The organism is Alicyclobacillus macrosporangiidus CPP55, from assembly GCF_000702485.1.
GTDB classification, from domain to species: Bacteria; Bacillota; Bacilli; order Alicyclobacillales; family Alicyclobacillaceae; genus Alicyclobacillus_H; species Alicyclobacillus_H macrosporangiidus_B.
In genome coordinates, this window is sequence record NZ_JNIL01000001.1 from 1658672 (window position 1) to 1682413 (window position 23742).

The 23742-nt window shown below is 64.4% G+C and carries 24 protein-coding genes; 5 read left to right on the forward strand and 19 right to left on the reverse strand.

Annotation, left to right across the window (positions count from 1 at the left end; translation table 11 throughout):
• Position 1 precedes the first annotated feature (1 nt).
• The 9 genes from nadA to N687_RS0108360 all read right to left on the reverse strand — a co-directional run bounded on the left by nadA (position 2) and on the right by N687_RS0108360 (position 9595).
• On the reverse strand, positions 2-970 hold the full coding sequence (gene nadA / locus N687_RS0108320) for a quinolinate synthase NadA (RefSeq protein ID WP_197029242.1): 969 nt from the start codon (positions 968-970) through the stop codon (positions 2-4).
• A gap of 20 nt (positions 971-990) precedes the next feature.
• The gene (gene nadB / locus N687_RS0108325; protein ID WP_081841245.1) at positions 991-2568 is read right to left on the reverse strand and encodes an L-aspartate oxidase; all 1578 of its coding nucleotides are present in this window, start codon (positions 2566-2568) and stop codon (positions 991-993) included.
• Complete coding sequence (gene nadC / locus N687_RS0108330) at positions 2565-3464, reverse strand: carboxylating nicotinate-nucleotide diphosphorylase (RefSeq protein ID WP_051663071.1); 900 nt, start codon at positions 3462-3464, stop codon at positions 2565-2567. The genes nadB and nadC overlap by 4 nt, the downstream gene beginning before the upstream one ends.
• A gap of 126 nt (positions 3465-3590) precedes the next feature.
• On the reverse strand, positions 3591-4622 hold the full coding sequence (locus N687_RS0108335) for a COX15/CtaA family protein (protein ID WP_051663072.1): 1032 nt from the start codon (positions 4620-4622) through the stop codon (positions 3591-3593).
• A gap of 18 nt (positions 4623-4640) precedes the next feature.
• Entirely contained in the window at positions 4641-5615 is a 975-nt protein-coding gene (locus N687_RS0108340; protein WP_231493432.1) for a heme o synthase, read from the reverse strand.
• An 88-nt stretch (positions 5616-5703) separates the two neighbouring features.
• Entirely contained in the window at positions 5704-6036 is a 333-nt protein-coding gene (locus N687_RS0108345) for a cytochrome o ubiquinol oxidase subunit IV (RefSeq protein WP_051663073.1), read from the reverse strand.
• 1 nt (position 6037) lies between these two features.
• The gene (locus N687_RS0108350) at positions 6038-6691 is read right to left on the reverse strand and encodes a cytochrome c oxidase subunit 3 (RefSeq protein WP_231493433.1); all 654 of its coding nucleotides are present in this window, start codon (positions 6689-6691) and stop codon (positions 6038-6040) included.
• A gap of 2 nt (positions 6692-6693) precedes the next feature.
• Positions 6694-8661, reverse strand: a complete 1968-nt coding sequence (locus tag N687_RS0108355; protein ID WP_029421426.1) for a cbb3-type cytochrome c oxidase subunit I — start codon at positions 8659-8661, stop codon at positions 6694-6696.
• A 37-nt stretch (positions 8662-8698) separates the two neighbouring features.
• The gene (locus N687_RS0108360) at positions 8699-9595 is read right to left on the reverse strand and encodes a ubiquinol oxidase subunit II (RefSeq protein ID WP_051663074.1); all 897 of its coding nucleotides are present in this window, start codon (positions 9593-9595) and stop codon (positions 8699-8701) included.
• Positions 9596-9836: 241 nt separating this feature from the next.
• On the opposite strand from N687_RS0108360, the gene N687_RS24380 reads away from it, so the two are divergent.
• Both N687_RS24380 and N687_RS24385 read left to right on the forward strand, forming a co-directional pair.
• Positions 9837-10871, forward strand: a complete 1035-nt coding sequence (locus tag N687_RS24380) for a helix-turn-helix domain-containing protein (RefSeq protein WP_029421428.1) — start codon at positions 9837-9839, stop codon at positions 10869-10871.
• An 80-nt stretch (positions 10872-10951) separates the two neighbouring features.
• Positions 10952-11368, forward strand: coding sequence for a cupin domain-containing protein (locus N687_RS24385; RefSeq protein ID WP_051663075.1), 417 nt, complete (start codon positions 10952-10954; stop codon positions 11366-11368).
• A gap of 53 nt (positions 11369-11421) precedes the next feature.
• Here the strand turns inward: N687_RS24385 and N687_RS23835 are convergent, their stop codons facing one another.
• Entirely contained in the window at positions 11422-11592 is a 171-nt protein-coding gene (locus tag N687_RS23835) for a hypothetical protein (protein ID WP_156040085.1), read from the reverse strand.
• Between the two features lie 216 nt (positions 11593-11808).
• Positions 11809-12810, reverse strand: coding sequence for an LLM class flavin-dependent oxidoreductase (locus tag N687_RS0108380; RefSeq protein ID WP_029421430.1), 1002 nt, complete (start codon positions 12808-12810; stop codon positions 11809-11811).
• 174 nt (positions 12811-12984) lie between these two features.
• Between N687_RS0108380 and N687_RS0108385 the strand changes: the two genes are divergently transcribed.
• A complete protein-coding gene (locus tag N687_RS0108385; RefSeq protein WP_029421431.1) occupies positions 12985-13773 on the forward strand; it encodes an arginase family protein in 789 nt (262 codons plus the stop codon).
• On the opposite strand, the gene N687_RS0108390 is transcribed toward N687_RS0108385, so the two are convergent.
• Genes N687_RS0108390 through N687_RS0108400 form a run of 3 tightly spaced genes read right to left on the reverse strand, consistent with a single transcriptional unit; the run spans position 13752 to position 16418 of the window.
• Positions 13752-14060 carry a FeoC-like transcriptional regulator gene (locus N687_RS0108390; protein ID WP_029421432.1) on the reverse strand — a complete coding sequence of 103 codons (309 nt, stop codon included), beginning with the start codon at positions 14058-14060 and terminating at the stop codon, positions 13752-13754. The genes N687_RS0108385 and N687_RS0108390 overlap by 22 nt on opposite strands.
• Positions 14061-14079: 19 nt before the next feature.
• Positions 14080-16149 carry a ferrous iron transport protein B gene (gene feoB / locus N687_RS0108395; RefSeq protein ID WP_029421433.1) on the reverse strand — a complete coding sequence of 690 codons (2070 nt, stop codon included), beginning with the start codon at positions 16147-16149 and terminating at the stop codon, positions 14080-14082.
• A 26-nt stretch (positions 16150-16175) separates the two neighbouring features.
• The gene (locus N687_RS0108400) at positions 16176-16418 is read right to left on the reverse strand and encodes a FeoA family protein (protein WP_051663076.1); all 243 of its coding nucleotides are present in this window, start codon (positions 16416-16418) and stop codon (positions 16176-16178) included.
• Positions 16419-16778: 360 nt separating this feature from the next.
• On the opposite strand from N687_RS0108400, the gene cysK reads away from it, so the two are divergent.
• Complete coding sequence (gene cysK, locus N687_RS0108405) at positions 16779-17735, forward strand: cysteine synthase A (protein WP_269320489.1); 957 nt, start codon at positions 16779-16781, stop codon at positions 17733-17735.
• A 101-nt stretch (positions 17736-17836) separates the two neighbouring features.
• Here cysK and N687_RS0108410 read toward each other — a convergent pair whose 3' ends face one another.
• From N687_RS0108410 to N687_RS0108420, 3 genes are read right to left on the reverse strand one after another with little or no spacing between them, the layout of a single operon-like run.
• A complete protein-coding gene (locus N687_RS0108410) occupies positions 17837-18601 on the reverse strand; it encodes an ABC transporter ATP-binding protein (RefSeq protein WP_231493434.1) in 765 nt (254 codons plus the stop codon).
• On the reverse strand, positions 18598-18972 hold the full coding sequence (locus N687_RS0108415; protein WP_029421437.1) for a GntR family transcriptional regulator: 375 nt from the start codon (positions 18970-18972) through the stop codon (positions 18598-18600). Before N687_RS0108415 ends, N687_RS0108410 begins: the two co-directional genes overlap by 4 nt.
• Positions 18973-18975: 3 nt before the next feature.
• Positions 18976-19773 (reverse strand): hypothetical protein, encoded by a 798-nt coding sequence (locus N687_RS0108420; protein ID WP_029421438.1) that lies wholly within the window; start codon positions 19771-19773, stop codon positions 18976-18978.
• 265 nt (positions 19774-20038) lie between these two features.
• Between N687_RS0108420 and N687_RS0108425 the strand changes: the two genes are divergently transcribed.
• On the forward strand, positions 20039-20863 hold the full coding sequence (locus N687_RS0108425) for an SDH family Clp fold serine proteinase (protein WP_029421439.1): 825 nt from the start codon (positions 20039-20041) through the stop codon (positions 20861-20863).
• A gap of 19 nt (positions 20864-20882) precedes the next feature.
• Here N687_RS0108425 and N687_RS0108430 read toward each other — a convergent pair whose 3' ends face one another.
• Together N687_RS0108430 and N687_RS0108435 are read right to left on the reverse strand one after the other, a co-directional pair.
• Positions 20883-21374, reverse strand: coding sequence for an acetone carboxylase subunit gamma (locus N687_RS0108430; RefSeq protein WP_029421440.1), 492 nt, complete (start codon positions 21372-21374; stop codon positions 20883-20885).
• 39 nt (positions 21375-21413) lie between these two features.
• On the reverse strand, positions 21414-23729 hold the full coding sequence (locus N687_RS0108435; RefSeq protein ID WP_029421441.1) for a hydantoinase B/oxoprolinase family protein: 2316 nt from the start codon (positions 23727-23729) through the stop codon (positions 21414-21416).
• Positions 23730-23742 lie beyond the last annotated feature (13 nt).

The following is a 23742-nucleotide window of genomic DNA, read 5'->3' on the forward strand; positions in this document are numbered from 1 at the left end:
CTCACCCAATCGCAACCATCCGCTCAATAGCCAACCGCGCCCGCGACGCGATCTCCTCCGGCACCGTGATCACGTGCCGGTTCTCGCGCAGCGCGTCGCGCACCTTCTCCAGCGTGATCCGCTTCATGAACGGGCAGACCGCATCTGGGTTGGCCGCCACAAACCGCTTGCCCGGGTTCCGCTTCTGCATCTGGTAGAGGATCCCCGTCTCCGTCGCCACGATGAACTCCTCCGCCTCCGACGACGACGCGTGCTTCAGCATGCCCCCGGTGGAGAGAATCCTCGTGCGATCCGCGGGCAGCACCCCCTCACCCGCCAGGTACACACTCGGCGTCGAGCAGCCGCACTCCGGATGCACCAACAGCTCCGCCCGCGGGTGCTGCCGAAGCACCGTCTCCACCTGCGACGGCTGAATCCCCGCGTGCACATGGCACTCACCCATCCAGACGTGCATGTTCCGCCGCCCCGTCATGCGCTGGACGTACGCGCCCAAAAACATGTCCGGCAAGAACAGGATCTCGCGGTCCTCCGGAATTGACCGGACCACTTCGATCGCGTTGGACGACGTACAGCAGTAGTCGCTCTCCGCCTTCACCTCGGCCGATGTGTTGACGTACGCCACCACCACCGCCTCGGGATGATCCGCCTTCCAAGCCCGCAGCTGGTCCGCCGTGATGCTGTCCGCCAGCGAACAGCCCGCCTCCAGGTCCGGCAGCAGCACCGTCTTCTCCGGATTGAGCACCGCCGCCGTCTCCGCCATGAAGTGCACGCCGCAGAACACAATCACGTCCGCGTCCGTCTTCGCCGCCGCCCGGGCCAGGGCGAGCGAGTCGCCGAGCACGTCCGCCAGCTCCTGCACCTCAGGCCGCTGGTAGTTGTGCGCCAAGATGACCGCGTTTTTCTCCCGCTTCAGCCGCAGGATCTCTTCTATCAAGCCGGCCGCCGTGCCGGCCTCCATCCGAACCGCCATCCTGTACCCCTCCCCAATCTTCACATCCGAACCCACGCCGCACCGGCCGGGACCACCTCGGCCGCCTGCAGCCGCGGCGGCTGGCCCACGCGGCAGAGGGTGTCGCAACCTGCGAGATCCGCCGCGGGATGCGGAAAATCGCTTCGATAATGCGCCCCCCGGCTCTCCTGCCGGACCAGCGCGGATTCCGCCATCAGGCGGGCCGCTCTCACGGCCGCCGAGCCCGGATGCACTTCTTCCAACGCCGCCAACACGCCGATGGCTTTCCTGAGCCCCGTCGCGTGGCGGACCAATCCCACGTGCGTCCAGAGGATCTGCTGCACCCGTTCGATCCCGCCGCCCAGCGCATCCGCTGCATCGGCGCCCGCGGGGGACGCCGCTGCTGCCGGTGCCGCCGGTACGTCCGCATCCTCGCCGGAACGGACGTGCTCATACAGCTCGTACGCCATCACCAGGCACTCCAAGAGCGAGTTGCTGGCGAGGCGGTTGGCGCCGTGGCAGCCGGTATTTGCCACTTCGCCGACGGCGTACAGGCCCGGGACGTCCGTCTCGCCCGCCAGGGTGGCCGCGACGCCGCCCATCAGGAAGTGGGCGGCCGGCGTGACCGGGACCGGTTCGGCCACGAGATCGAACCCATGCGAGCGGCAGCCCTCGTACACCGTCGGGAATCGCTCCGCCAGATCGCCGATCCGCGTGGCATCCAAGTACACCCGCTCCCCCCGCTGCAGGCGCGCGTACACCGCCCGAGCGACCACGTCCCGAGGGGCCAGGTCACCCTGCGGGTGATCCGCCATGACCGGGGCGCCCCGCTCGTCGATGAGCGTCGCCCCCGCGCCGCGCAACGCCTCGCTGAGGAGGAACCGAGGGTTCCCTTCCGACGCCAGCGCCGTCGGGTGAAATTGCATGAACTCCAGGTTGCGCAGGGTCGCCCCCGCGTCGTACGCCAACACCAAGCCCTCGCCGGTCGCGCCCGGCGGGTTGGTCGTCGCGGCGAACAGCTGGCCCGCACCGCCGGTGGCGAGGACAACGCCCCGCCTTGCGCCGACGAACCAGAGGCCGCCCGGACGGGCCACCCAGACGCCGGTCACACGGCCCGGTCTCTCTCGTGACGGGTGCCGCGCCAGGCGAACCACCTGCGCGTCCCAGAGCACGTCGACCGTCGGCCGCAGCGTGAGCGCCTGCCGCACCGCCGCCAGGATGTGCCGGCCACTGGCGTCTCCGCCCGCGTGCAGGATGCGCGGCCGCCCGTGGGCGCCCTCCAGGCCGAGGCGGAGGGAGCCGTCGGCAGCGCGATCGAAGGGTACGCCCAGATCCACCAGCCAGCGCACCAGCTGCGGCGCTCGGGCGGTCAACCGGGCCACCGCATCCGGCCTGCACAGCCCGGCGCCTGCGGCGAGGGTGTCCTCCGCGTGCCATGCCGGCGAATCCCCGGCGCCGACGGCGGCCGCCAGCCCCCCCTGCGCGTGGTGGGAGTTGCTGCCCTCCGGCGGCACCTTGGAGAGGAGCGCCACCTCCCCCAGGTGGCTCAGCCACCAGGCGGCAGCGCAACCGGCCAGGCCTGCGCCGATGACGACAAAGTCGTACCTGTCCTGGTTCACGGCGCCATCTCCCGGGACCGGGCGGCGGACGGCGCGGCCCCGGCGAGGGAGGCGGGTGGAGCCGCGAGATCGACATCGAGGCCGACGTCGACGCTCGTCGCCGAGTGCGTCAGCGCGCCCATGGAGATAAAGTCAACCCCGGTGCGGGCCACATCGGCCAGGCGATCCAGGGTCATGTTGCCACTGGCCTCCAACGGCACCCGGCCGGCCGTGCGGACCACCGCCTCGCGCAGGGTGGCGAGATCCATGTTGTCGAGGAGAATGAGGTCGGCCCCCGCCGCCAGGGCTTCGTCCAGCTGATCGAGCGTGTCGACCTCCACCTCCACCTTGGTGGAGAGGCCGACGTACTTCCGCGCCCTTGCGACGGCCTCCGCGACGCCGCCCGCCAGGGCGACGTGGTTGTCCTTGATGAGCACCATGTCGTCGAGGCCGAAGCGGTGGTTCGTCCCGCCGCCCATGCGCACGGCGTACTTCTCCAGGTAGCGCCACCCGGGGGTCGTCTTGCGCGTGTCGAGCAGCCGCGCCCGCGTCCCGGCCAGGCGCGCGGTGGCCTCCCGCGTCAAGGTGGCGATCCCGCTGAGCCGAGCCAAAAAGTTCAGCGCCGTGCGCTCGGCCGACAGGATGGACGCGGCCGGTCCCCGCACCAGGCAGACAGGCGCCGGTCCGGCGATGTCCGCGCCGTCCTCGACCAGCGGGGTGACGGTGACCTGCGGATCGAGCCGCTGAAACACCGCAGCCAGCACGGGCAGACCCGCCACCCGCGCCGGCTGCTTGATGAACACCTGGGCCGTCGCCGAAAGGGCCGGCGGGAGGACGGCCGCGCTGGTCACGTCCCCCCGGCCGACGTCTTCGTCGAGGGCCAGGTCGATGAGGGTGAGAACCGATCGAGGCAGCATCGCTGCATCACCTCTCGGAATCTGTGTGCAAGCAACGAAAGGATGCTGTATATACACCTGAATGTACACCAGGGGAGACAAAAAAACCAGCCTGCAGCATTGGGCAGGCTGGAAAGAATTTATCGTTCAGCGCAGGCCCCCGGATGCGGCGGTCCCCTGCGGGCCACCGCCCGAGGCCAGTTGGGGTCTGCGGACGGGCTCCGGAGTGGATTGGAGCGCCACGTACGCCAGCGTCGCGAACAGGCAGGAGACGATGGACACGTGCAGGAGAAATGCGGGAAGCGCCAGGCGCGTATACACCAACAGTCCGCCACTCAACGCTTGGGCCAAGACCAGTGCCACCGAGAGCGCCGCGCCCCGGCGCAGATCGGGCCGATCCACCGGAAGCCGGCGCGCCTGCACCCACAGGGAGGCGCACAGGATGACGAGTCCGAGCGCGATGGACCGGTGCAGGATGTCGAAATACAGGTTGCTGCCCGCTTGCGCGAATGACTCGGTGGGGAAGGGGAATCCTTGGAACCAGGCGCCGGCGTGAATGTTGGAGATGTACGCCCCGACGTACAGGGCGATGAACGTGTACACCATCGTGAAGAACGCCCAAAAGCGGAACCGCTTCGGCGGAACGTCCGGCCGCAGCGCTGCCGCCCCGCCGTCCGCGGAGGTGCCGACACGCTGCACCTGGTTCAACACCGCGGTCAACAACGTGATCCCGACGAAGGCCATCAGAGACACCCCCAGGTGGGTCGCCAGCACCGCCGGCGGATCGCCGACCAGCACCCCGATGGCCCCGAGGAATGCCTCAAGGGCGACGAATCCGCAGGCGATCCCGATGGTCGCTTTCACCTCGACCCACTGGCCGTACCGGCGCCAGGCCAACACGGCGGTGGTGACGAGCAGGATGGTCACCACCAGCACGATGCCCCGGTGCCCGAACTCGATGAGGGTCTGCAGACTCCATGCGCTCGGAATGACGGAGCCGTTGCACAGGGGCCATTCCCGGCCACAGCCCAGCGCGGACCCGGTCGCCGTGTCGAGAAACCCGGCCATGTTCACGATGAACAGGCCGACCCACGTCGCCGCCGACAGCCACCAGACGCCGTCCCGGCCGCGGGCGCGCCGGACGGGTTGCATCCGTACCTCTCCCTCCACCTTGCTCATCCGTCAACCCCCCTTTGCCTACATTCCAGACGCGGCCACAGCGAGAAACACCACCGGCAGGTAGCCCAGGGAACAGGCGAAGGTCCGCCGCGCCCACAGATAGCGGCCGTCTGGCTCACGATACATGCGATAGACCGAGTACAAAAACGCCAGACCGGCGACCGTCGAAATCCCCAGGTACAGCGGCCCCACGGAAGCCACCAGCGGGAACGTGGCGGAGACCGCCAACAGCAGGCCGGCGTGGATCAAACTCTGGAACCGCGCGGCCCGCTCCCCGCGGACCACCGGCATCATCGGCACCCCGGCCCGGACGTAGTCCGCGTTCTTGAACAGGGCGAGGGCCCAAAAATGCGGCGGCGTCCAGAAGAAGATGATGAGAAACAACCAAACCGCGCCGAGGCTCAGATGCCCGGTGACCGCCGCCCACCCGACCAGCGGCGGAAAAGCGCCCGCACCACCGCCGATGACGATATTCTGCGGCGTGCGGCGCTTGAGCCACACGGTGTACACCAGTGTGTAGTAGACGTACCCGGCGGCGGACAGCAGCGCCGCCAATCCGTTCACCCAGGATGCCAACACGATGACGGACGCCCCGAGCAGCACGAGGCTGAGCGCCAGCGCCCCGGCCGGGCTCACCTGCCCCGCGGGCAGCGGCCGGTGGCGCGTACGGCTCATGACGGCGTCGATGTCGCGGTCATACCACATGTTGAAGGCGGCCCCGCCCGCCGTCGACAGCGCCAGACCGGCCAACGTCGCCAGGGTCAGGCGGGTGCCCGGCCATCCCTTGCCGGCCAACAGCATGGCGCACAACGCGGTGAACAGCAGCATCACAAGGATGCGCGGCTTGGTCAGCGCCACATACGCCTGCACTTTCCGCCATCCCTCCAGGAGATGCGGCCACCGATCCGCAGCCGTCCATGCGCCGGCCCTGTCCCGGAACCACACGGCCGGCCCCCGTTGCCCCAGCGGGGTATGAGACTCTTGCCCGTACACATCCTCACCTCCCGGCCGCTCCCGGGAGCCTCCGCCTGTCCGGCATGGCCGCGGCGCCGCGGCCTCGTCCGTCCTCGCGGCGGCCCCGTCAGGAAATCGGCGTGTTGAACGTCATGATCCACATGGACGACACGACGAAGACGACGAAGAAGAACATAGCGACCGAGAACAGCCACAGGTGATATCTCGGCTTGCTGTCCTGCCCCACGTGCAGGAAGAACACCAGCTGGACGAGGATCTGCAGGACGGCGAGCAACAGGATTCCGGCCAGCAGCGGCTTCATCGGGAGCGCGTGCCCCAGGACCGCCCAGAAGGCCGCCAGCGTCAACACGATGGACAAGGCGTAGCCCGCGACGTGCGACCAGGGGAAGCGGGGTTTCTGGCGTGCCCGCCCGAGGGCGGGCGGTTGGACCATCGACATGTCACATCACCCCCGTCAGATAAACGACCGTGAAGATCAACACCCACACGATGTCGAGGAAGTGCCAGTACAGGCCGACGATGTAAAACTTTCGCGCCGTGACGGCGTTTAGTCCAAAGCGAACGAGTTGGTACAGGATGAGCGACATCCACAGGATGCCGAGCGTCACGTGCGCGCCGTGCGTGCCGACCAGGGTGTAGAACCCGGAGAGGAAAGCGCTCGTCTGCATGGTCGCACCTTGGCTCACGAAATCGTGAAACTCCGTGATCTCCAGCCCGAGGAACGTCAGTCCGAGCAACAGGGTGATGATCATCCAGAGCTTGAGACGGCCGGCACGCCCCTGATGCATCTCCCAGGTGGCCAGGCCGCAGGTGAAGCTGCTGGTCAACAGCGCCAGCGTCTCCGCCAGGAATCCGCTGACGTCGTGACGGAACAGTTCCGCCGCCGAAGGCCCGTCCGCGGTGTGGGTGTAGATCACCACGTAGGTGGCGAACAGGGTGGCGAACAGCAGCACGTCCGAGACGAGAAACATCCAGAATCCAAAGATCTTGGTGACCCCGTCTTCCGTGGAGAGCTCCAACCGGTTGCCGGGGTGATCCGTCGAAGACGGATCACCGGTCCGCCGGGTGAGCACCTCCTCCATCCTCACCGCCATCGTCACAACCTCCCCAGCGCCGCTTCCGTGCGCCGAATTTCATCCGCCGGAATGTCATGGTCGGGGTGCTGGTCGAGGGACCGGTGCGCAAGGCATACCAGGACGCCGAGCAGGCCGGCCGCCCCCACCGCGATCCAACCAAACGTGAAACCAAAACCTGCGATGAAGAAGCACACGCCCATCAGGAAGGGCACACCCGAGTTCTTCGGCATGTGGACATTGCGAATGTCCTCCGGCCGCGGTTTGAGCGCGTCCTGCTCACCGCGCCGTTTGCGCTCCCACCACTCGTCGCGATCCGAGACCTGCGGAATCACGGCGAAGTTGTAGTGCGGAGGCGGCGAAGGCAGAGACCATTCCAGCGTGCGCCCGCCCCACGGATCGCCCGTCAGGTCCTTCTCCATGTGCACCAGGCTGTGGATGATCTGCGCCGCGATGCACAAGAACCCGATGCCCATCAGATACGCGCCGATGGTGGAGACGAAGTTGAGCGCCGTCCAGTGCATGTCCGGCGTGTACGTGTACATGCGCCGCTGCATGCCCATCAGCCCGAGCACGTATTGCGGTATGAAGCACACGTAAAAGCCGATGTTGAAGAACCAGAACGCCCACTTTCCGAACTTCTCCTTGAGTTTGAAGCCGAACATCTTCGGCCACCAGTAATACATGCCCGCCAACATCCCGTATACCACGCCGCCGATGAGCGCCTGATGGAAGTGGGCCACCGTGAAGTACGAGTTGTGGTACTGGTAGTCCGTCGGCGCCTCGGCCAGCCACACGCCGGTCGCACCGGCCAGGGCGAAGTTTGGGATGAACGCCAGCACCCACATCATCGGCAGGCTCAGGGTGATGCGGCCACGGTACATGGTCATCAGCCAGTTGAACACCTTCACGCCCGTCGGGATGGCCACCGCCATCGTCGTGATGGAGAAGAACGTGTTCACCGCGGGACCCGCGCCCATGGTGAAGAAGTGGTGCACCCAGGTCAGGTTGCCGATGATGCTGATGGCCATGATGGAGGCCACCATCGACTTGTACCCGAAGATCTTTTTCTGGGAAAAGGTCGACACCACTTCGGAGTAGATGCCGAACGCCGGCAGGACTGCGATGTACACCTCCGGGTGACCCCAAATCCAGAACAGGTTGACGAACTGCATCGGGTTGCCGCCGTACATCATCGTGAAGAAATGGGCACCGAACAACCGGTCAATCAGCAAGAGCGCCAGCGCCACCGACAGCACCGGGAACACGAACAGGATGATGATGCACGTGCCCAGGACAGCCCAGGTGAACAGCGGCATCTTCATCAGCGTCATGCCGGGTGCCCGCATCTTGATGATGGTGGCGAGGAAGTTGATGCCCGTGGCGATGGTCCCGATACCTGAGATGGACAGCGCCAGCAGGTAGTAGTTCTCGCCCACGCCCGGATCGAACTGGAGCTCCGTCAACGGCGGATAGCTGGTCCAACCGGCGTCGGGTGATCCCCCGATGACGAAAGAGATGTTGAACAGAAGCGCCCCGAAGAAAAACAGCCAGAAACTGATGGCGTTCAGGTAAGGGAACGCCACGTCCCGTGCGCCAATTTGCAACGGCACCACCGCGTTGAACATGGCGAAGATAAACGGCATCGCCATGAACAAAATCATGATGGTCCCGTGGGTGGTGAAGATCTGATCGTAGTGTTCCGCGCTGAGCAGCTTCATGTTCGGCAGCGCCAACTGGGTGCGCATCAGCAGAGCATCCACGCCGCCGCGGAACAGCATCAGGATGGCCGAGATCAGGTACATGATGGCAATCTTCTTGTGGTCGACCGTGGTCAACCATTCACGCCACAACCACTTCCACTTCTTGAAGTAGGTCAGCGTGAAGACGATGCCGAGAGACACCAGGACGATGGCCACATCCGACGCGATGATCATCGGATCGCCCGTGACGAAAAAGTGCCCTGCGGTATTCGTCAGGCTGTCACCCATCAGAAACCCTCCTTTTCAAGGACGTTCCGGAAACCCATCACGAGTGCGGCATCATGTTCCCGAGCATGGCCCGGTCGTGATCCATGTACATGCCGCCCTCGTCCATCACGGTCTGCTCGAAGATCCCCTCCGGATACGAGGAAAAGGACAGCTCACCCAACACGCTCGGCTGCGTGAGTTTGTCGTAGTCCGCCTTCGTCATGTCCGGCGCGGAGTTGGCCACCTGCCGCACCCAGGCGTCAAAGTCGCTCTGCGGCTTCGCGACCACGCGGAACTGCATCTGCGCGAATCCCGGTCCGGTGAAATTGCCGCCGTGGCCGTAATACTCGCCCGCTTTGTCGGCCTGTAGCCAAAGGGACGTCACCATCCCCGGCATGGTGTACTCCATACCGCCGAGATTGGGCACCCAGAACGCGTTCATTGGCGCATTGGCCGTCAGCAAAAACTCCACCGGGCGATCCGTGGGGATCTCGGCGTAGTTGACCGTCGCGATCTTTTGATCCGGATAGAAGAACAACCATTTCCAGTTCAGGGACATCACTTCAATCTTGAGCGGTTCCTTGCTCGGGTTGGGCGACTGGGCCAAGGCGTATGTCTTGTGCCAGGTGACCGTGCCCAGGATGCCGACGATCACGATGGGGATCGCCCACCAGACGATCTCCAACGTCCGGCTCTCCGCGAACTCCGGCTGGTACGGCGCCCGGTTGCCCGGTTTGTTCCGGTACCGAATCACAATCCAGGCCAACAGCAGGATCACCGGGATGATGACGACAGCGGTGAGACCCATCTGTAGCCAGATGAGCTCCAGTTCGCTTCGGGCAACGGGTCCCGCCGGCTGAAACACCCGGATCTCCTCGCCGCACCCGGACGTCAGTAGGGAGATTCCCGCACCGGCCGCCAGGGTGAAGGCGAACTTCCACCACGAAGGACGCATCCCATAACCCACTCCTTTCACGTGTTGTTTCGTGTGGACTTGCAGCAGCGACGGACTGTGTGAGGTGCATCCGGCTTCGAGGCCATCATGCCGGAATTACGGGAACTGGAAAAGGCTCGAACTTCTTATTTTTGCCGGTAGTCCGGATGGGCACCGCCATAGTCCGCTTGGACCGTTCCAAAGTGGTCTTGTGTACGCATCGTGGTGAAATTTAGTATTGTCCCTGAAAGGGGTGGGACGGTTGGCCTCGATGGCCCGGCTCTCCGTCGTGAGCGGGCGTGTGAATTGTCCGAACCGTGGAAACATCGCGGTGGATATCTGCCTGTTCTGCGACCACCTGACATCGGTCGATCTCGACTGCCCCTCCCCCGTCATCTTCTGCCGCCCTCCGCGCCAGCGCGGGGGCCAGAGGCAGCGCCGCGCCGCGAAAGCCCCGGTGCGCCGTCCGCCCAGGAGTGGCCCTGGCAAGTCCCCCGTGATCCCGCCGGAACTGAAACAGGCCATTCTCGAGGAAAGTCTGAGACATCCCCGGTGGGGTGCCCAGCGCATCGCAGGCGCCCTGCGAGACCGGGGTGTCATGGTCAGCGTCCGAAAGGTCCTGCAGGTATTCACTCAGGAGCGCCTGAACTACGCGTGGCAGCGGATGGAACGATTGGAATGGCAGGTCCTCTGCGGAGGACTGACGCCGAATGAGGAACAGGTGCGGGCATTGGAAGCGCACGATCCCTGTTTTCGCGAACGGCAACTGTGCGGATCGCGGCCGGGAGAGCGCGTCTTGATCTTTTCCGCCGGCCCGGTGGGGGCGGCGGGCGCCCGTTCGATGGCGCGCGTTCCTGTGCATGTCCATTTCGCCATCGATACGTTTTCCGGGTACGCCTTCGGGCTGGTGCAGGCCGGGGGGTCGTTGGTGGGCCGGGAACTGCTGTGGCGGGTTGAGGTCGCCTCGTTTCTCGCCCAGCACGGGTTTACGCTGCAACAGGTGCATCCCCTCGAGGGAGAAGCATTCCGGTCGGCCTTTGCGATCCGTTTGCTCAAGGCGGTCCTGCCAAAATGGCTGAGCATGGTGCCGGCCGGGGACGAGGTGACCGTGGCAGACCTGCAGCGGCGCCTGGACGCGGTGTTATCCGCCTACAACCGAAGCCCCGTGACGGGCTTCCCCAACATGGGACAGCCCCCCATTTGCCGGTTGACCGGAGAGGTCGAGACGAGCCTGCGGGCGGCAGCCAGCAGTCGAACGCCGGCCAGCCGCCGGACGGCTGGCCGACAGCGACGATAGCGTACATCCCGCCGCCTGGAGGAGATCGGCCCTGCGGCCTCGAACTGTTCCGGGGATCGACGAATCAGGGAGGGGATGGCATGAGCGAGTCGTATTTTGCGACCTCAGTCGAATGGGACGGGAAAGCGGACTATGACCCCATTTTCACGCAGTTGGAACAGCTCCAAGGCTTCGCGGCAGCCCAAGGGGTCAAGCTGCACCCGCTGTTCACCAAAAACATGACCCTGAGCTACGCCACGTTCACACCGGGAGCGGTGGCGCCGATGCATCAGCACACGGAGGAGCAGCTGTCCATCGTGTTGCAGGGGCGGTTGGTGTTCGAAGTGGGGCATCGCCGGGAGGAGGTTGGGCCAGGCGGCGTGGTGGCGATCCCGAGCAACGTCCCTCATCAGGTGACGGCCGGACCGGAACCTTGCACGGTCATCGATGTGTTCGCGCCGCCCCGGGAAGGATTCCGGATTCTCCTGGCGCAGGCCGAGACGCCGGCCGAGGGGTAGGACGAAGCGAAAGCGAAATTGGGCGGGCCTCCAGAGGGAGGCCCGCCGCTGAATCACTCTTCGAGGATGTCGTCCATGGTCGCCTGGAACTGCGGGCGGATCATCGTCGTGTAGCCCTGAGATTCCAGGGATGTCGCGTGGGATTCCGCGAACTCCTTCGTCATCGGGCGGCTCGGGCGCCACCCGTCACCATTCGAGTACCAAACCACATACAGTTGCTTCATCTCCGGTGTCGTCCTTTCTGATCGCGTTCGACAATTTCGTCTACTTGTACAGTATAACCACCGGACGCATCTTCAATCAAGTGGAATTTGTCGAATTCCGTCGATGTTCACCGATAATTCACGCGACGTTCACAAAATGGGCGGTACAGGCGGCGGCAGGAACGGCCGTCTGCGCCTTCTCCAGCCCGAGGATGGACCCCCCTGGCCGCAGCCCGCTCACCCCGTCAGCCCGAACGCCTGGGCGACCAACTCAAAACTGTGCAGCCGGTCCTCGAACCGCTCCGTCCGCGTGGTCAGCATCACCTCGTCGACCCCATAGGCCTGCGCCAGGGCTTCCAACTGCTGCTTGACGCTCTCCGGGCCGCCCACGACCATCCGTTTGCGGTTCTCCAGGACCACCGCCCGCTCGTACTTACTGTACGGATAGTTCAGCGCCATCTCGATGGTCGGCGTACCCGCCGACGGTTGGCCGTTGGCCAGCATCAGCAGGGAGAGATCCAGGCTCGACGCGATCCGCTCCGCCTCCGCGTCCGTGTCAGCGCACACGCAGAACACCGCCACCCCCGCCACCGGTTCCGGCCACAAGGGAGACGGCCGGAACCGCTCCCGGTAGGCGTGCACCGCCTCCACCCCGCCTTCGCCGTTGATGAACTGGGCGAACATGAACGCCGTACCCAGATGTGCCGCTGCGTGGGCGCTCCAATCACTGGATCCCAGCAACCACACCTCGGGCACCGTGTCCGTCACCGGCGTCGCGGTCAGACCGCGGAAGCGGTGATCCTCCGGCAGCGAGTCCGTGAGATAGTACATGACGTCCTGCACCTGCTGCAGGTAGTCCGGTTCCCGCGGCCGCCCCTCCCGCAAGGCCATCGTGGATCGCGGCATGCCGCCAGGAGCCCGCCCGAGACCGAGATCGATCCGCTGGGGATACAGCGCCTCCAGCAGGCGAAAGTTCTCCGCGACCTTGTACGCGCTGTAGTGCGGCAGCATCACCCCGCCCGATCCGATGCGGATGCGCTCTGTGCGCGCCCCCAGGTGCGCCAGGAGCACCTCCGGCGACGATCCCGCCAACGACCGGGTGTCGTGGTGTTCCGAAACCCAGAACCGGGTGTACCCGAGCCGCTCCACCCACTGCGCCAACCGCGCCGTCTCCTCCAGCGCCTGGTGCGCGGTGCCGCCAATGGACATCGGGGATTGATCCAGCACGCTCAACCGCATCCGGCATACCACCTTTCGACGCGGATTTCACCTCGTTTATTGTACCGCTCTTGCGGCTCGACATCTGGTATGATGAGGACGGGCGCCTCGTTCGTGCGCCGACAACCCAAAGGTTTCCTCGACGGGGTATTCCCGCCGATCCCGGTTGCAGACGCTTCACACGAGGTGATGCGGATGTACACAGGCGATCTGGGCGTGACTTTCCTCGACTTCGACGGCACCTTGCGGGTGCAGGATCTCCAACTGCCGATTCCGTCTGAATGGGTGGATTGCACGGACATCGCTGGGACGAAAGGCCTGTGCGATCCGTTCGCCGCCCGGACTATCCAAAGCCGCCTGGCGCGCCGGCGTTGGCGCGGCGTCACCTTCATCGGCAGCGGCAACTACCACTACGTCTCGTATCTGCTCCTGTCCGAGATCCGGGAGCCCTTCACCCTCGTCCTGTTTGATCACCACACCGATCTCGCGCCGATGCCGAACCCTCCGCTCAGCTGCGGCTCCTGGGTGAGCGTCGCGCTCGACCGCTTGCCGCAGCTCCGGCGGATCGTCATCGCGGGCTGCAGGGCGGACGCGCCCCGGCCCGGTTCGGAGGGGTCGGGAACCTGTCCGGGCGCACCCCGCGTCCGCGTGTTGGACGAGGCGACCGTCCGACAGGATACACCGCGGTCCGTCGCCGAACGCCTCGACCAAGCCGCGGGGCCGTGGCCCCTCTACATCAGCGTGGACAAAGACGTCCTGCGGCCGGCGGACGCGGCGACCGACTGGGATGCGGGCAGCGTGAACCTCCGGCGGCTCTTGTACTGGCTCGTCTGGCTGCGGCGCCGCCACCGGATCATCGGGATCGACATCTGTGGCGAGTGGCCGGCCCATCCGCTCGCACTCCTCTCCGCGGACGCCATGCGACAAATCCGCAAGAACCAGGCGGCCAACCGGGCCATCCTTCACGCGTTGCGCTGCGGCTGATGGCCCGGTTTGGCAGGCCGCTGCGCTGGCTGTTGAATCACATGGGTGACGGCTCGGTGGGCGCTCTCCTCCAGGCACAATCCCTGGAAAGCGCAGCGGTTGCAGGCATGCGAAGGGTTGACGCAGTGCTCAATCCGCCCCGCCGCATCCTCCGTCAACCGGCCCATGCGCTTGAGCTGTTCGATCCCCGCGCGCACCATCTCCACCGAGACGCCCACGTGCGCCGCCAACCCGTCTATGGTCCACACCTTGCGCTCCGCAAACGCCGCCTCAATCCGGCTCAGCATGCCGGACGCCTCCCTTCCGTCATCCAAACAGCCCCAGCAGCCGCTCCAGCACCAGCCCCAGTCCGAAGGCCACCCCCACGTTGACCGCCATGCCGGCCGCCGTCCACTTCCAACTTCCGCTCTCCCGGTGCATCTGGATGACCGTCGAGAGACACGGGATATACAGCATGTACACAACCAGGTAGGTGAAGGCGACCAGGGGCGTCATCGACTGCGCCAGCAGATGGGACAGCGAGGCCCCGTCGGCGCCCGCGCCGTACAGGACGCCCAGCGTGGAGAGCGTCGTCTCCTTCGCGACGAATCCAAAGACGATGGCGATCATCAACCGCCAGTCGAACCCGTACAACTGCCCCACGGGGGCCAAGACGTGCCCCAGACGCGCGGCGTACGACTGGTCCACCGGCGCGCCCACCGGAAAGTAGGTCAGCGCCCACGTCGCCAGCGTCGCCCAGAGGAGGAATTTCCAGATGCGGCTGACGAACATCCACACCCGGTGCCAGGTGGGAATGGCGATGTTCCGCAGCGACGGGACGTGGTAATTCGGCAGCTCAATGAGCAGGGGCGCCGGATCCGTAGGCAGCACCGTCTTGCGGTACAGCATCGCCGCCCCCGCGACCACGCCGGCCGAAATGAGCAACAGCGCCATCATGACAAAGGCGCCGCGAGTCCCTGGGAAAAAGGCCGCCGTCATCACCGCCATCACGCCGAGCCGGGCGTTGCAGGGGATGAACGGGATCACCAGATTTGCCAAGAGTCGATCCCGGTGGTTCTCCATCACCCGCGTCGCGGCCATCGCGGGGACGTTGCACCCGTACGCCGAGACCAGCGCGAAAAATCCCTTCCCGTGCAGCCCGATGCTCTGCATCCATCGGTCCACCAGCACGGACGCCCGCGCCATGTACCCGCTGTCCTGCAACAACTGGTAGATCGCGAAAAAGAGGGTCATGTACGGGACGAAAGACAACACCGCCCCGACGCCGGCGAACACGCCGTCGACGGCAAGGCTCTGCAGGAACGCTGGCGCCCCCAGCGCGGCCATCCCTCGGGCCGCCAGCTGGCCCAGCCACCCGATGCCATTGCTGACCCAGTCCGACAGCGGAGCGCTCGCCACGAACGACAGCCAGAAGGCCGCGAAAAAGACCGCCGCCATGGCCGGGTAGCCCCAGAACGGATGCAACAAGACGGCGTCCAACCGTTCGGTGATGGTCTGCTTTCCGAGGGGCTGCCGCCGCACACACTCGCTCACCAGCCCGGAGATGTGGTTGTACTTGGCGTCCGCAATCTGGAGCTCAAACGCCTCATACTGGGCCCGCAGCTTCGCCAGGAGCGCCGGATCCAGGTCGATGGCCTCATCACCCAATTCCACGTCGATCCCGGCGGCTTGCGTACAGCAGGACAGGGCCAATCGCGCCGCCTGCTGCCCCCGTGGCACCACGTGCACCTGCCGCGTGATCTCCTCGTCGCCTTGGAGAAGCCGCAGCGCGACCCATTCTGGCCGAAACCGGCCGGCGCCCGCCAACTCCGCGGCCAGGGGTTCCAATACCTTGCGCAGCTCGGCGGGATACGGAACGACCCAGGTGTGCAATGGGACCACCTGGTGCCCTCCGATCCGCCGCACCCACGCCACCAGTTCCGCGAGCCCCGTGCCTCGGGACGCCACCGTCGGCACCACCGGCACGCCGAGGCGGCGGGACAGCCCGTCGGCGTCGACCATGATGCCCTGTTCCCGTGCCACGTCCACCATGTTCAACGCCACCACCACGCGCGGCGTGAGCTCCAACACTTCCAAGGCCAAGAACAGGTTTCTCTCCAAGCTGGAGGCGTTGACGACCACAATCACGGCGTCGAACGGTTCATACAAAAGAAAGTTCCGCGTGACGCGCTCGTCCCGCGCGTACGCGGTCAGGGCGTAGATGCCCGGGAGATCGATCAATTCCAGTTCTTCCCCGCCATCGTTCGTGCGGATCTTGCCGATGACATATTCGACCGTGGTCCCCGGCCAGTTGGCGACTTCTTGATGCGCGCCCGTCAGGGCGTTGAACAGGGTGGTTTTGCCGACATTCGGGTTGCCCACCAATGCGATTCTCAAGGCAGTGGCCTCCGATCTGCACGAACTCACACCGAACCGCCGACAGAGACCCAGACCTGGTCGGCGTCTTTGCGGCGAATCGCCAAACGCGTGCCGCGGACCTCGACTTCGAGCGGCCCTCCGAGCGGCATCCGCCGCACCAGCACAATCTGGCTGTGCGGCGTGATCCCCAAGGAGATGAGGCGGTTGCGAAACAACGGGTGGCCCGTCAATCCCTGCACTTGGGCCTCAACGCCCTCCTCCAGGTTCGTCAGCTTCAGCGTCCGCATTTGCCGACCACTCCCTCTCACCGCCGCACTCAGGTCCTGTCCCCTTCGGCGTTCACGAATCTCATGGGTTTACACCTAGCATGATAGCGCAAAAGTTGATAAACGGGGTCATGTTTTTTCGTCTTCACTGTGTCAATTTGAGCCACCTAATCGCGAGGGGGTTCATGGGGACAAACGAGAGAGGGCCGGGCGATGCACAAAATCATCACCTTCCCGATGGACGCTATAAAAATTATAAACCGATTGGTACAATGGGAGTATACCCAAATCATCCGTTCCGGCCATGTGGAGCCCGGCCCCTGGGTATCCTAGGGGCAGCGAATGCGTTCTCCACGCCGGCATACGAAAGGAAGAGGTTTGATGTCCATGACGAATGGCACGTCCGCTCGTCCGAAGGTCGCACGCAACATCACGGAACTCATCGGACGCACGCCGCTGGTCCGCCTCAACCACATCAGCGATGCCACTGGGGCGGAGGTCCTCGCCAAGCTCGAGTACTTCAACCCGCTCGGCAGCGTGAAGGACCGCATTGGCTACGCGATGATTGAAGCGGCTGAACAGCAAGGGCTGATTACCAAGGATACGGTGATTGTCGAGCCCACCAGCGGGAACACGGGCATCGCACTCGCGTTTGTGTGCGCCGCCAAAGGATACCGGTGCATCCTGTGCATGCCGGAGACCATGAGCATCGAGCGCCGGAAACTGCTGAAGGCGCTCGGGGCCGAACTGGTGTTGACCGAGGGAGCGCTCGGGATGAAGGGGGCTATCGCCAAGGCGGAGGAACTTTTGAAAACCATCCCCAACGCGTTCATGCCGCAGCAGTTCAAAAACCCGGCCAATCCGGAGATCCACCGCAGGACCACCGCCGAGGAGATCTGGACGGACACGGAGGGACAGGTGGACATCGTCATCAGCGGCGTCGGGACCGGCGGAACCATCACCGGGGTCGCCGAAGTGCTCAAGGCGCGCAAGCCGTCGTTCCGGGCGGTGGCCGTCGAGCCGGTGGATTCGCCTGTGCTGTCGGGGGGCAAACCAGGACCGCACAAAATCCAGGGGATTGGCGCCGGTTTCGTACCGGAGGTGCTCAACACCAAAATCTACGACGAGGTCGTCCAAGTCGCCCATGAGGACGCGTTTGCGGCCGCCCGCACCCTGGCTCGGGAGGAAGGAATCCTCGTCGGCATCTCGTCCGGCGCAGCGGTGCACGCCGCGTCCGTGGTGGCGAGCCGGCCGGAGAACCGCGGCAAGGTGATCGTCGCCATCCTGCCCGACACGGGCGAGCGGTATCTGTCGACGCCGCTGTTCGGGGAGGAGTGACCCCCGTCTGGCCGATTCTCCGGGCCGCCAGGTACGCCTGGCGGCCCGGTTCTTCACCATGCCGTGCCCGCCGCGCCCAGTCCGCAGCGGTGCCGCGGCGTTCAGCGGCGCGTCTTGGGGTTGACCAGCTTCGACGCCATCCAATCGACGAGGGTGAGCCCGTCCTGGCTGCGCAGATCGTCGATGTCGCGCACATCCACAACCTGACCATCCGCCATCAGCATGGCCGTGTCCAGCAACGGCTCAATTTCGGCCACCTCGTGGGTGGACATGACAATCGTCTGACGACCGAGATCGACAAAGGACACCAGGCCCTTGAGAATGGATTGCCGCACTAACGGATCGAGCCCGGACAACGGTTCATCCATGAGAATCAGCGGGGCGTTTCGGGAGAGCGCCAGCACCATCTTCAACCGGCCGAGGTTGCCCTTCGACAGCTCGCCCGCCCGCTGGCCGGGCAGCAGTTGCATGAAATCGAGCATCTCCCGGGCCTTGGCCGCGTCGAAATCGGGAAACACGGCCGCGTAAAACGAGATGAGTTCATCCGCCGTGTAGAACGGATAGAGCGCATCCTGATCCGACAGGTACGAGACCACGCGGCTGATGCGCCGGGTGACCTCCTGCCCGCAGACCCACACCCGTCCGCTGGTGGGGTTTGCGAGGCCCGCCATCAGCTTCAGCGTCGTCGACTTGCCGCTACCGTTGGCGCCAATCATCCCGATGATGCGGCCCGAGGGAAGCGAGAAGGTCAGATCGCGGACCGCATAACGCAGACGGTACCGTTTGGACACCTGATCAAATTGCACGATGGGGGTTTCCGTCACGACGCTTTCCTCCTTGGGCGAACCGACCTCAATGACCGTCATTCCCGCGTGCCTCCTTCCACGAACGCCTGAACGCCTCGCACAATTTCATCGCCTGTGAAGCCCATCTCCGCCATGTCCTGGACAAATGCCGCAATTCGCCCGTGCATCAGATCCGCCCGCAGCGCGCGCAGCCGTTCCGCGTCCTCCGTGACAAAGGTGCCCTGGCCGCGCCGGGTCAGCACCACCTGCATCCGCTCCAGTTCCGTGTAAACGCGCTGCACCGTGTTGGGGTTCACCCCCGCCTGGACCGCCATGTCCCGTACGGACGGCAGCCTGTCGCCCGGTTTCCGGTCTCCCCGGACGATCTCACGGCAGATGCGATCCACCAGCTGCAGATAGATGGGCTGTGCCGGGTGAAAGTCCTCTCCCATGGCTCACACCTCGGCGCGCCGGTCGAGGAGCCAGGCGCTCACCGTAAACAGCACCGCGAACAGCAGCGCGTTGAACAAGAGGTCTCCCGCGTACACGTTGAACAGCGAAACCGTCGCCGGCCCGCCGGGATTTCCGAACAGGTGTGCCGGCAAGGTCAACACGACGCCCCATGCACCCCAGTGGAACAGGGTGTGGTAGATGGCGGTTTGCTGCAGACCGTCCATCCCCCAGGTGGCGAGCAGCACAAGAACGAGCCCGATCAGCCAGCGCCATCGTCCCAGCGCGTGTCTCACCGACCGCATCACGACCGAAATGAGCGCCCCCCACACCGCCATGTACAGGGCGAACCCAAACACCGCCGCCGTGAACCACCCGGCCACCTGGAGGTCAAACCGCAGCACCTGCGGATCGCCCAGACGGGTCAACACGACCATGTTCGGGTTGTCGACGGCGAGCAGCCACACCGAAAACAGGCCGGTCACGACAAACGACAAGATCATCTGCACCAGGCCACACACAAATTTCGATCCCAACAGCATCCATCCGGGTTGCGGCAGATGCAGCCACAACGGCGAGGTCTTGCGCCACTCGCGGCCCAGACTCATGTACACATACACCGGCAGCGCGAAAGCGTGCAATCCGAGCAGGAAGAAACTGAGAACGGTCGCCACCCCGCTGTGGGTACGGTAGGCGACGTACAGGAGCAGGCTTTCGACGATGACAATGCCGATCAGCGACACCAGATCATGGGCCCGGGTCAGGCGCAGGTCCTTGCGCACGATCGCGAGCCACGGAGACATGGGCATCCTCCTTATCCGGTTCACGCGACGCGCCCACCGCCAGTGAACCAGTGAATTAGTGTACTAGTAATATAGAACAGTCGATCACGCGGTGTCAACCCCGGCACCTATCCCGTCGGGAGGATGCGAAATACTGCACAGTAGTCCCCTGGCTGTGCGGGCATCGGTATAAGGTGGCGTTTCGGGGGGAGACTGCTTGGGGATGGTTCGGAGCGGGCATTTCGCGGATAGATCCATGCCCCCGGACGGACCGGAGGTGGGTTCGATGTGGTTTTGGATCCTCTTCTTCCTGTGGACGCTGTTGCCCGTCTGGCGCCAGCAGTGGCTCCACATGCAACGCCTGCGGGCCATCCGGCAGTTGGAAAAGCGCCGCGGCACACGCGTGATCACGCTCATCCACCGCCAGGAAACCATCAGCTTCCTGGGTTTGCCGCTGCGCAATTACATCTCCATCGACGATTCGGAACAGGTCCTGCGCGCCATCCGGTTGACGCCGGATCACATGCCCATTGACCTCATCCTGCACACCCCTGGCGGTCTCGTGCTGGCGTCCGAACAGATTGCCCGCGCGCTGGATCGCCACCCCGCCAAGGTGACGGTCTTCGTCCCGCATTACGCCATGTCCGGCGGGACGATGATCGCGCTGGCGGCCGACGAGATCGTCATGGACGACAACGCCGTGCTCGGCCCGGTCGATCCGCAGCTCGGCCAGTACCCAGCCGCCTCCCTGCTGGAGGTCGTTGCGAACAAGCCGATCGCCGAGATCCGCGACGAGACGTTGATCCTCGTGGACATGGCGCGCAAGGCGCAGATGCAGGTCGAGCGGTTTGTGGTGGAGCGATTGCGGGACAAAATGCCGCTCGAGCGGGCGGAGGAACTGGCGAAGATTCTGTCCTCGGGGCGGTGGACCCACGATTATCCCATCACCGTGGAACAGTTGGTGGAGTTTGGTCTGCCGGTGCGCGTCGGCCTCCCCGTCGAGGTGTACGAACTGATGGATCTCTATCCGCAGCCGGCCCAGCGCCGCCCGACGGTACAGTACATCCCGACCCCGTACGACGGACCAGCGAGAGGTGGCCGGCCGAGATGACCCGGCCGGCCGAGCGTTGTTACGGAAGGGGTACCTTCAACCACTCTCTGTAAAAGGTTTCGATGTCAGGTTCCCAGTTGTGGATGACCGGATACCACGGCGTGGGCGCTTCGACCTCCAACAAGGTCCCGCATCCCGGGCAGTAATACTCCCGGTAGACCTGCCAATTGGGATCTGGAACCATGAGTTTCGGATAGATTTCGGTCAGCGCCTCTTCCGTGTCCCGGACGTAAATCAGGGCATGCAGCTTCCAGTTGTCCCGGTAGTCGCAGAATTCATGCCCGCAGTCGCATTTGATCACGCGCTCGCCGCTATCCTTTTTCTGGACGACGTAGAGGTGATATTGATACGGCAACAGGATTCGGTCATCCCAGGGTACCCGTTCCTGGAGGATCTCCAGGTAGGTCTGAAATCGCTCCTCGTCTTTGGGCTCCGAAAGCATGCGGTGTTGGGTCTCCCAGTCGATGGTCCCGTCTATCAGCTCTTCGATCTTCTTCTTATCATGAGCCATCTCGGTCAACCTCCTTACGCCCGTCGGGCATTCTGTATCTCACTCTTCCACCAGGACCAAGCGCTTGACGTCCGGCAATTGTTCGACGCTCATGCGGTGATCCGCGCCAAACGTGGGCGTTTCAAGTTCATCCTCGGTAAGGTTCCAGTCCGCCGGCAGATTCCAGAACCGTTTGAATTGCTCAAGGAATCTGGGGCTGAGTTGGAAACTGGTCGCGAACATGTGACGCACCTGGACCGACGCCTCCTTGCGCAAGATGCGCTCGCGCTCTTCCTGCATCCACTCGCGCGTCGGCCGGCCTCTTTGAATTCGCTCCTGCCGGATGGCTTGGCGCCGCTCGCGCGTCGCCTCCCGGTCCACGTGCCAGCGGCCATCCGGATCCTGATAGATGACCGCCCCGTACACCTTCTCGGCATAGCGGGGAAGCAAGTAGTTCCCGTTGAGGTCCGCTTCGATCTTTTCCGGATCGCGCTCAATCGGATCCCCGAAACCAGGGCCACCGCGGAGGTAATTGAGGTACAGATCGTAATTCTCGAAAATGGTCTCCGTGGTCATGGTCTGCTTGTCACGCTGGATGGATTGCGCCTTCATCATCTGTTCGTATCGGGGATGATCGGGATCCGCGTCCGGGCCGAGCGGCAACGGCAGTCCCTGCTCAATCCTTTGCTTCAGGTCGGTCCCATGCGCCTCAAACCGATACCCGGTGGCTGCGGGGTACCCTCCCATCAGGCCCCAATCGCTGGACATATAACCGTTCCCCATGAAGAACATGGTCCAGTCTTTCGCGTTGTGCACCATGCGGAGGGTCTCGTAACCACATCCACCGCGGTACTTGCCGTAACCACCGGAGTTGGCCTTCACATTCCGGCTCAAGTAGATCAGCGGTTCGGCCAGCTCCCAAATCTCCATATCGCCCATATCGCCCTCGGGGTTCCAGATGGCCGCCGCGTGATCCAATCCGTCCTTGACCGCAGAGGCACCGGTACCTTCGGAGGCCGCCTCGAAGCTGTTGACCGCGTGGATTTCGTCATACTGGTTGAATCCGCCGCCTTGCAGCCAGTTGGAGGTGTTGGCATTGCCGGCGTTGACCTCTTCGAGATAACCGCGGGCGAAGTAGGCGGTGCTGAGGCTCCGCCAGAGCGCGCTCCACGCAGAGACCAAAAAGTGCCACGAGTACGAGTGCGCCGTACGGCGATCGTCCGGGTTCTGCCAGGTGCCTTTCGGCAGTCGGAATTGCGTCGCGTAGTATGCACCGTCGTTGATAAGTTCCGTCGGGATGAGCGTCTGAGTCATCATCACCCAGATACCGCTCGTGAACGAAACCGGTTGGGCGTTGAAGGAATGCCATCCCCAGCGGCTGGATCCGTCGAAGTCCAGCTTCCACGTCCCATCCGGCCGGATGGTGACCTCGTGCGGCGCGTGCATGATGGTGTCCACCTTGGCGTAGGGCGGCACATTTACATCGGGATGCGCATAGCCGACGTCGACGAACGCCACGCCCCGGTATTTGCCCGGCACCGTCAACGACCGAATGCGCCGGATCAGGCCGCGGCGCCCGTCCTCGATGACTTCGTACGCGAACCGCATGTACCGGTCGATCCCCACCTCGGCGATGAGATCGAGCACCAAATCCCGAATCATGTGGCATCCCGCGATGCGGGTGCGCTCATCCAACAGCCAATAACGGGTGGTACGAATGGACCGCTGACTCTCGTGGATCCAGTCGCGCAACGGCCGGTCGTTTTCCCCGGTCTTTCGGCACGTCACCTGGTATCCGTCCCCAAATCGTTGCACCGGTCCCATGGTCATCGACCCGGGCCCCACGGCGCCTGTGTCGATCACGTGGGTGACGCCCCCGACCCATCCGACCAACTGATCCTCCCAGAAGATCGGGACGATGGTGTGCACGTCGCACGGGTGCACATTGCCTAACAGGCAGTCGTTGTTGGTGAAGATATCTCCAGGACGAATCCCCGGGTTCTCCTCCCATCCGTTCTCAATCATGTACTTGATGGCGGCACCCATCGTTCCCACGTGGATGATGATGCCCGTCGACGTCATCAAGGAGTCTCCCACGGGATTGTACAGCGTGAAGCACAGCTCCCCCTCCTGTTCGACGATCGGAGACGCGGCAATCCGTTTTGCCGTCTCACGGGCATTGACCACGCCGGCCCGCAGACGAGAAAACATCTTGTTGTAAAGAATCGGGTCCTTCTCCTTCAGATCCATTCGGGTAAGGCCAGCATAGTGCCCGGTCTCGCGCGAGGTGTTCAGTACAGCGTCGCGATGCTGCTTCAGCACCTGTCCCTCGAGCTTGAGCGGACGGAAGTCCACACCACTGACGACCTTGGCCATGTTTCGTTCCTCC

Coding starts and splice junctions, on each gene's coding strand:
- N687_RS0108400 (WP_051663076.1), bottom strand. CDS start 16,418: ATGCGGACGCTGAAGCTGACGAACCTGGAGGAGGGCGTTGAGGCCCAA.
- N687_RS0108420 (WP_029421438.1), bottom strand. CDS start 19,773: ATGTCTCCGTGGCTCGCGATCGTGCGCAAGGACCTGCGCCTGACCCGG.
- N687_RS0108345 (WP_051663073.1), bottom strand. CDS start 6,036: ATGTCGATGGTCCAACCGCCCGCCCTCGGGCGGGCACGCCAGAAACCC.
- N687_RS24385 (WP_051663075.1), top strand. CDS start 10,952: ATGAGCGAGTCGTATTTTGCGACCTCAGTCGAATGGGACGGGAAAGCG.
- N687_RS0108390 (WP_029421432.1), bottom strand. CDS start 14,060: ATGCTGAGCCGGATTGAGGCGGCGTTTGCGGAGCGCAAGGTGTGGACC.
- N687_RS0108415 (WP_029421437.1), bottom strand. CDS start 18,972: ATGGGAGAGGACTTTCACCCGGCACAGCCCATCTATCTGCAGCTGGTG.
- N687_RS0108335 (WP_051663072.1), bottom strand. CDS start 4,622: ATGAGCAAGGTGGAGGGAGAGGTACGGATGCAACCCGTCCGGCGCGCC.
- N687_RS0108385 (WP_029421431.1), top strand. CDS start 12,985: ATGTACACAGGCGATCTGGGCGTGACTTTCCTCGACTTCGACGGCACC.
- N687_RS0108380 (WP_029421430.1), bottom strand. CDS start 12,810: ATGCGGTTGAGCGTGCTGGATCAATCCCCGATGTCCATTGGCGGCACC.
- N687_RS0108435 (WP_029421441.1), bottom strand. CDS start 23,729: ATGGCCAAGGTCGTCAGTGGTGTGGACTTCCGTCCGCTCAAGCTCGAG.
- N687_RS0108410 (WP_231493434.1), bottom strand. CDS start 18,601: ATGACGGTCATTGAGGTCGGTTCGCCCAAGGAGGAAAGCGTCGTGACG.
- nadC (WP_051663071.1), bottom strand. CDS start 3,464: ATGCTGCCTCGATCGGTTCTCACCCTCATCGACCTGGCCCTCGACGAA.
- N687_RS0108350 (WP_231493433.1), bottom strand. CDS start 6,691: ATGGCGGTGAGGATGGAGGAGGTGCTCACCCGGCGGACCGGTGATCCG.
- N687_RS23835 (WP_156040085.1), bottom strand. CDS start 11,592: ATGAAGCAACTGTATGTGGTTTGGTACTCGAATGGTGACGGGTGGCGC.
- N687_RS0108430 (WP_029421440.1), bottom strand. CDS start 21,374: ATGGCTCATGATAAGAAGAAGATCGAAGAGCTGATAGACGGGACCATC.
- N687_RS0108360 (WP_051663074.1), bottom strand. CDS start 9,595: ATGCGTCCTTCGTGGTGGAAGTTCGCCTTCACCCTGGCGGCCGGTGCG.
- nadA (WP_197029242.1), bottom strand. CDS start 970: ATGGCGGTTCGGATGGAGGCCGGCACGGCGGCCGGCTTGATAGAAGAG.
- N687_RS0108355 (WP_029421426.1), bottom strand. CDS start 8,661: ATGGGTGACAGCCTGACGAATACCGCAGGGCACTTTTTCGTCACGGGC.
- cysK (WP_269320489.1), top strand. CDS start 16,779: ATGTCCATGACGAATGGCACGTCCGCTCGTCCGAAGGTCGCACGCAAC.
- N687_RS0108425 (WP_029421439.1), top strand. CDS start 20,039: ATGTGGTTTTGGATCCTCTTCTTCCTGTGGACGCTGTTGCCCGTCTGG.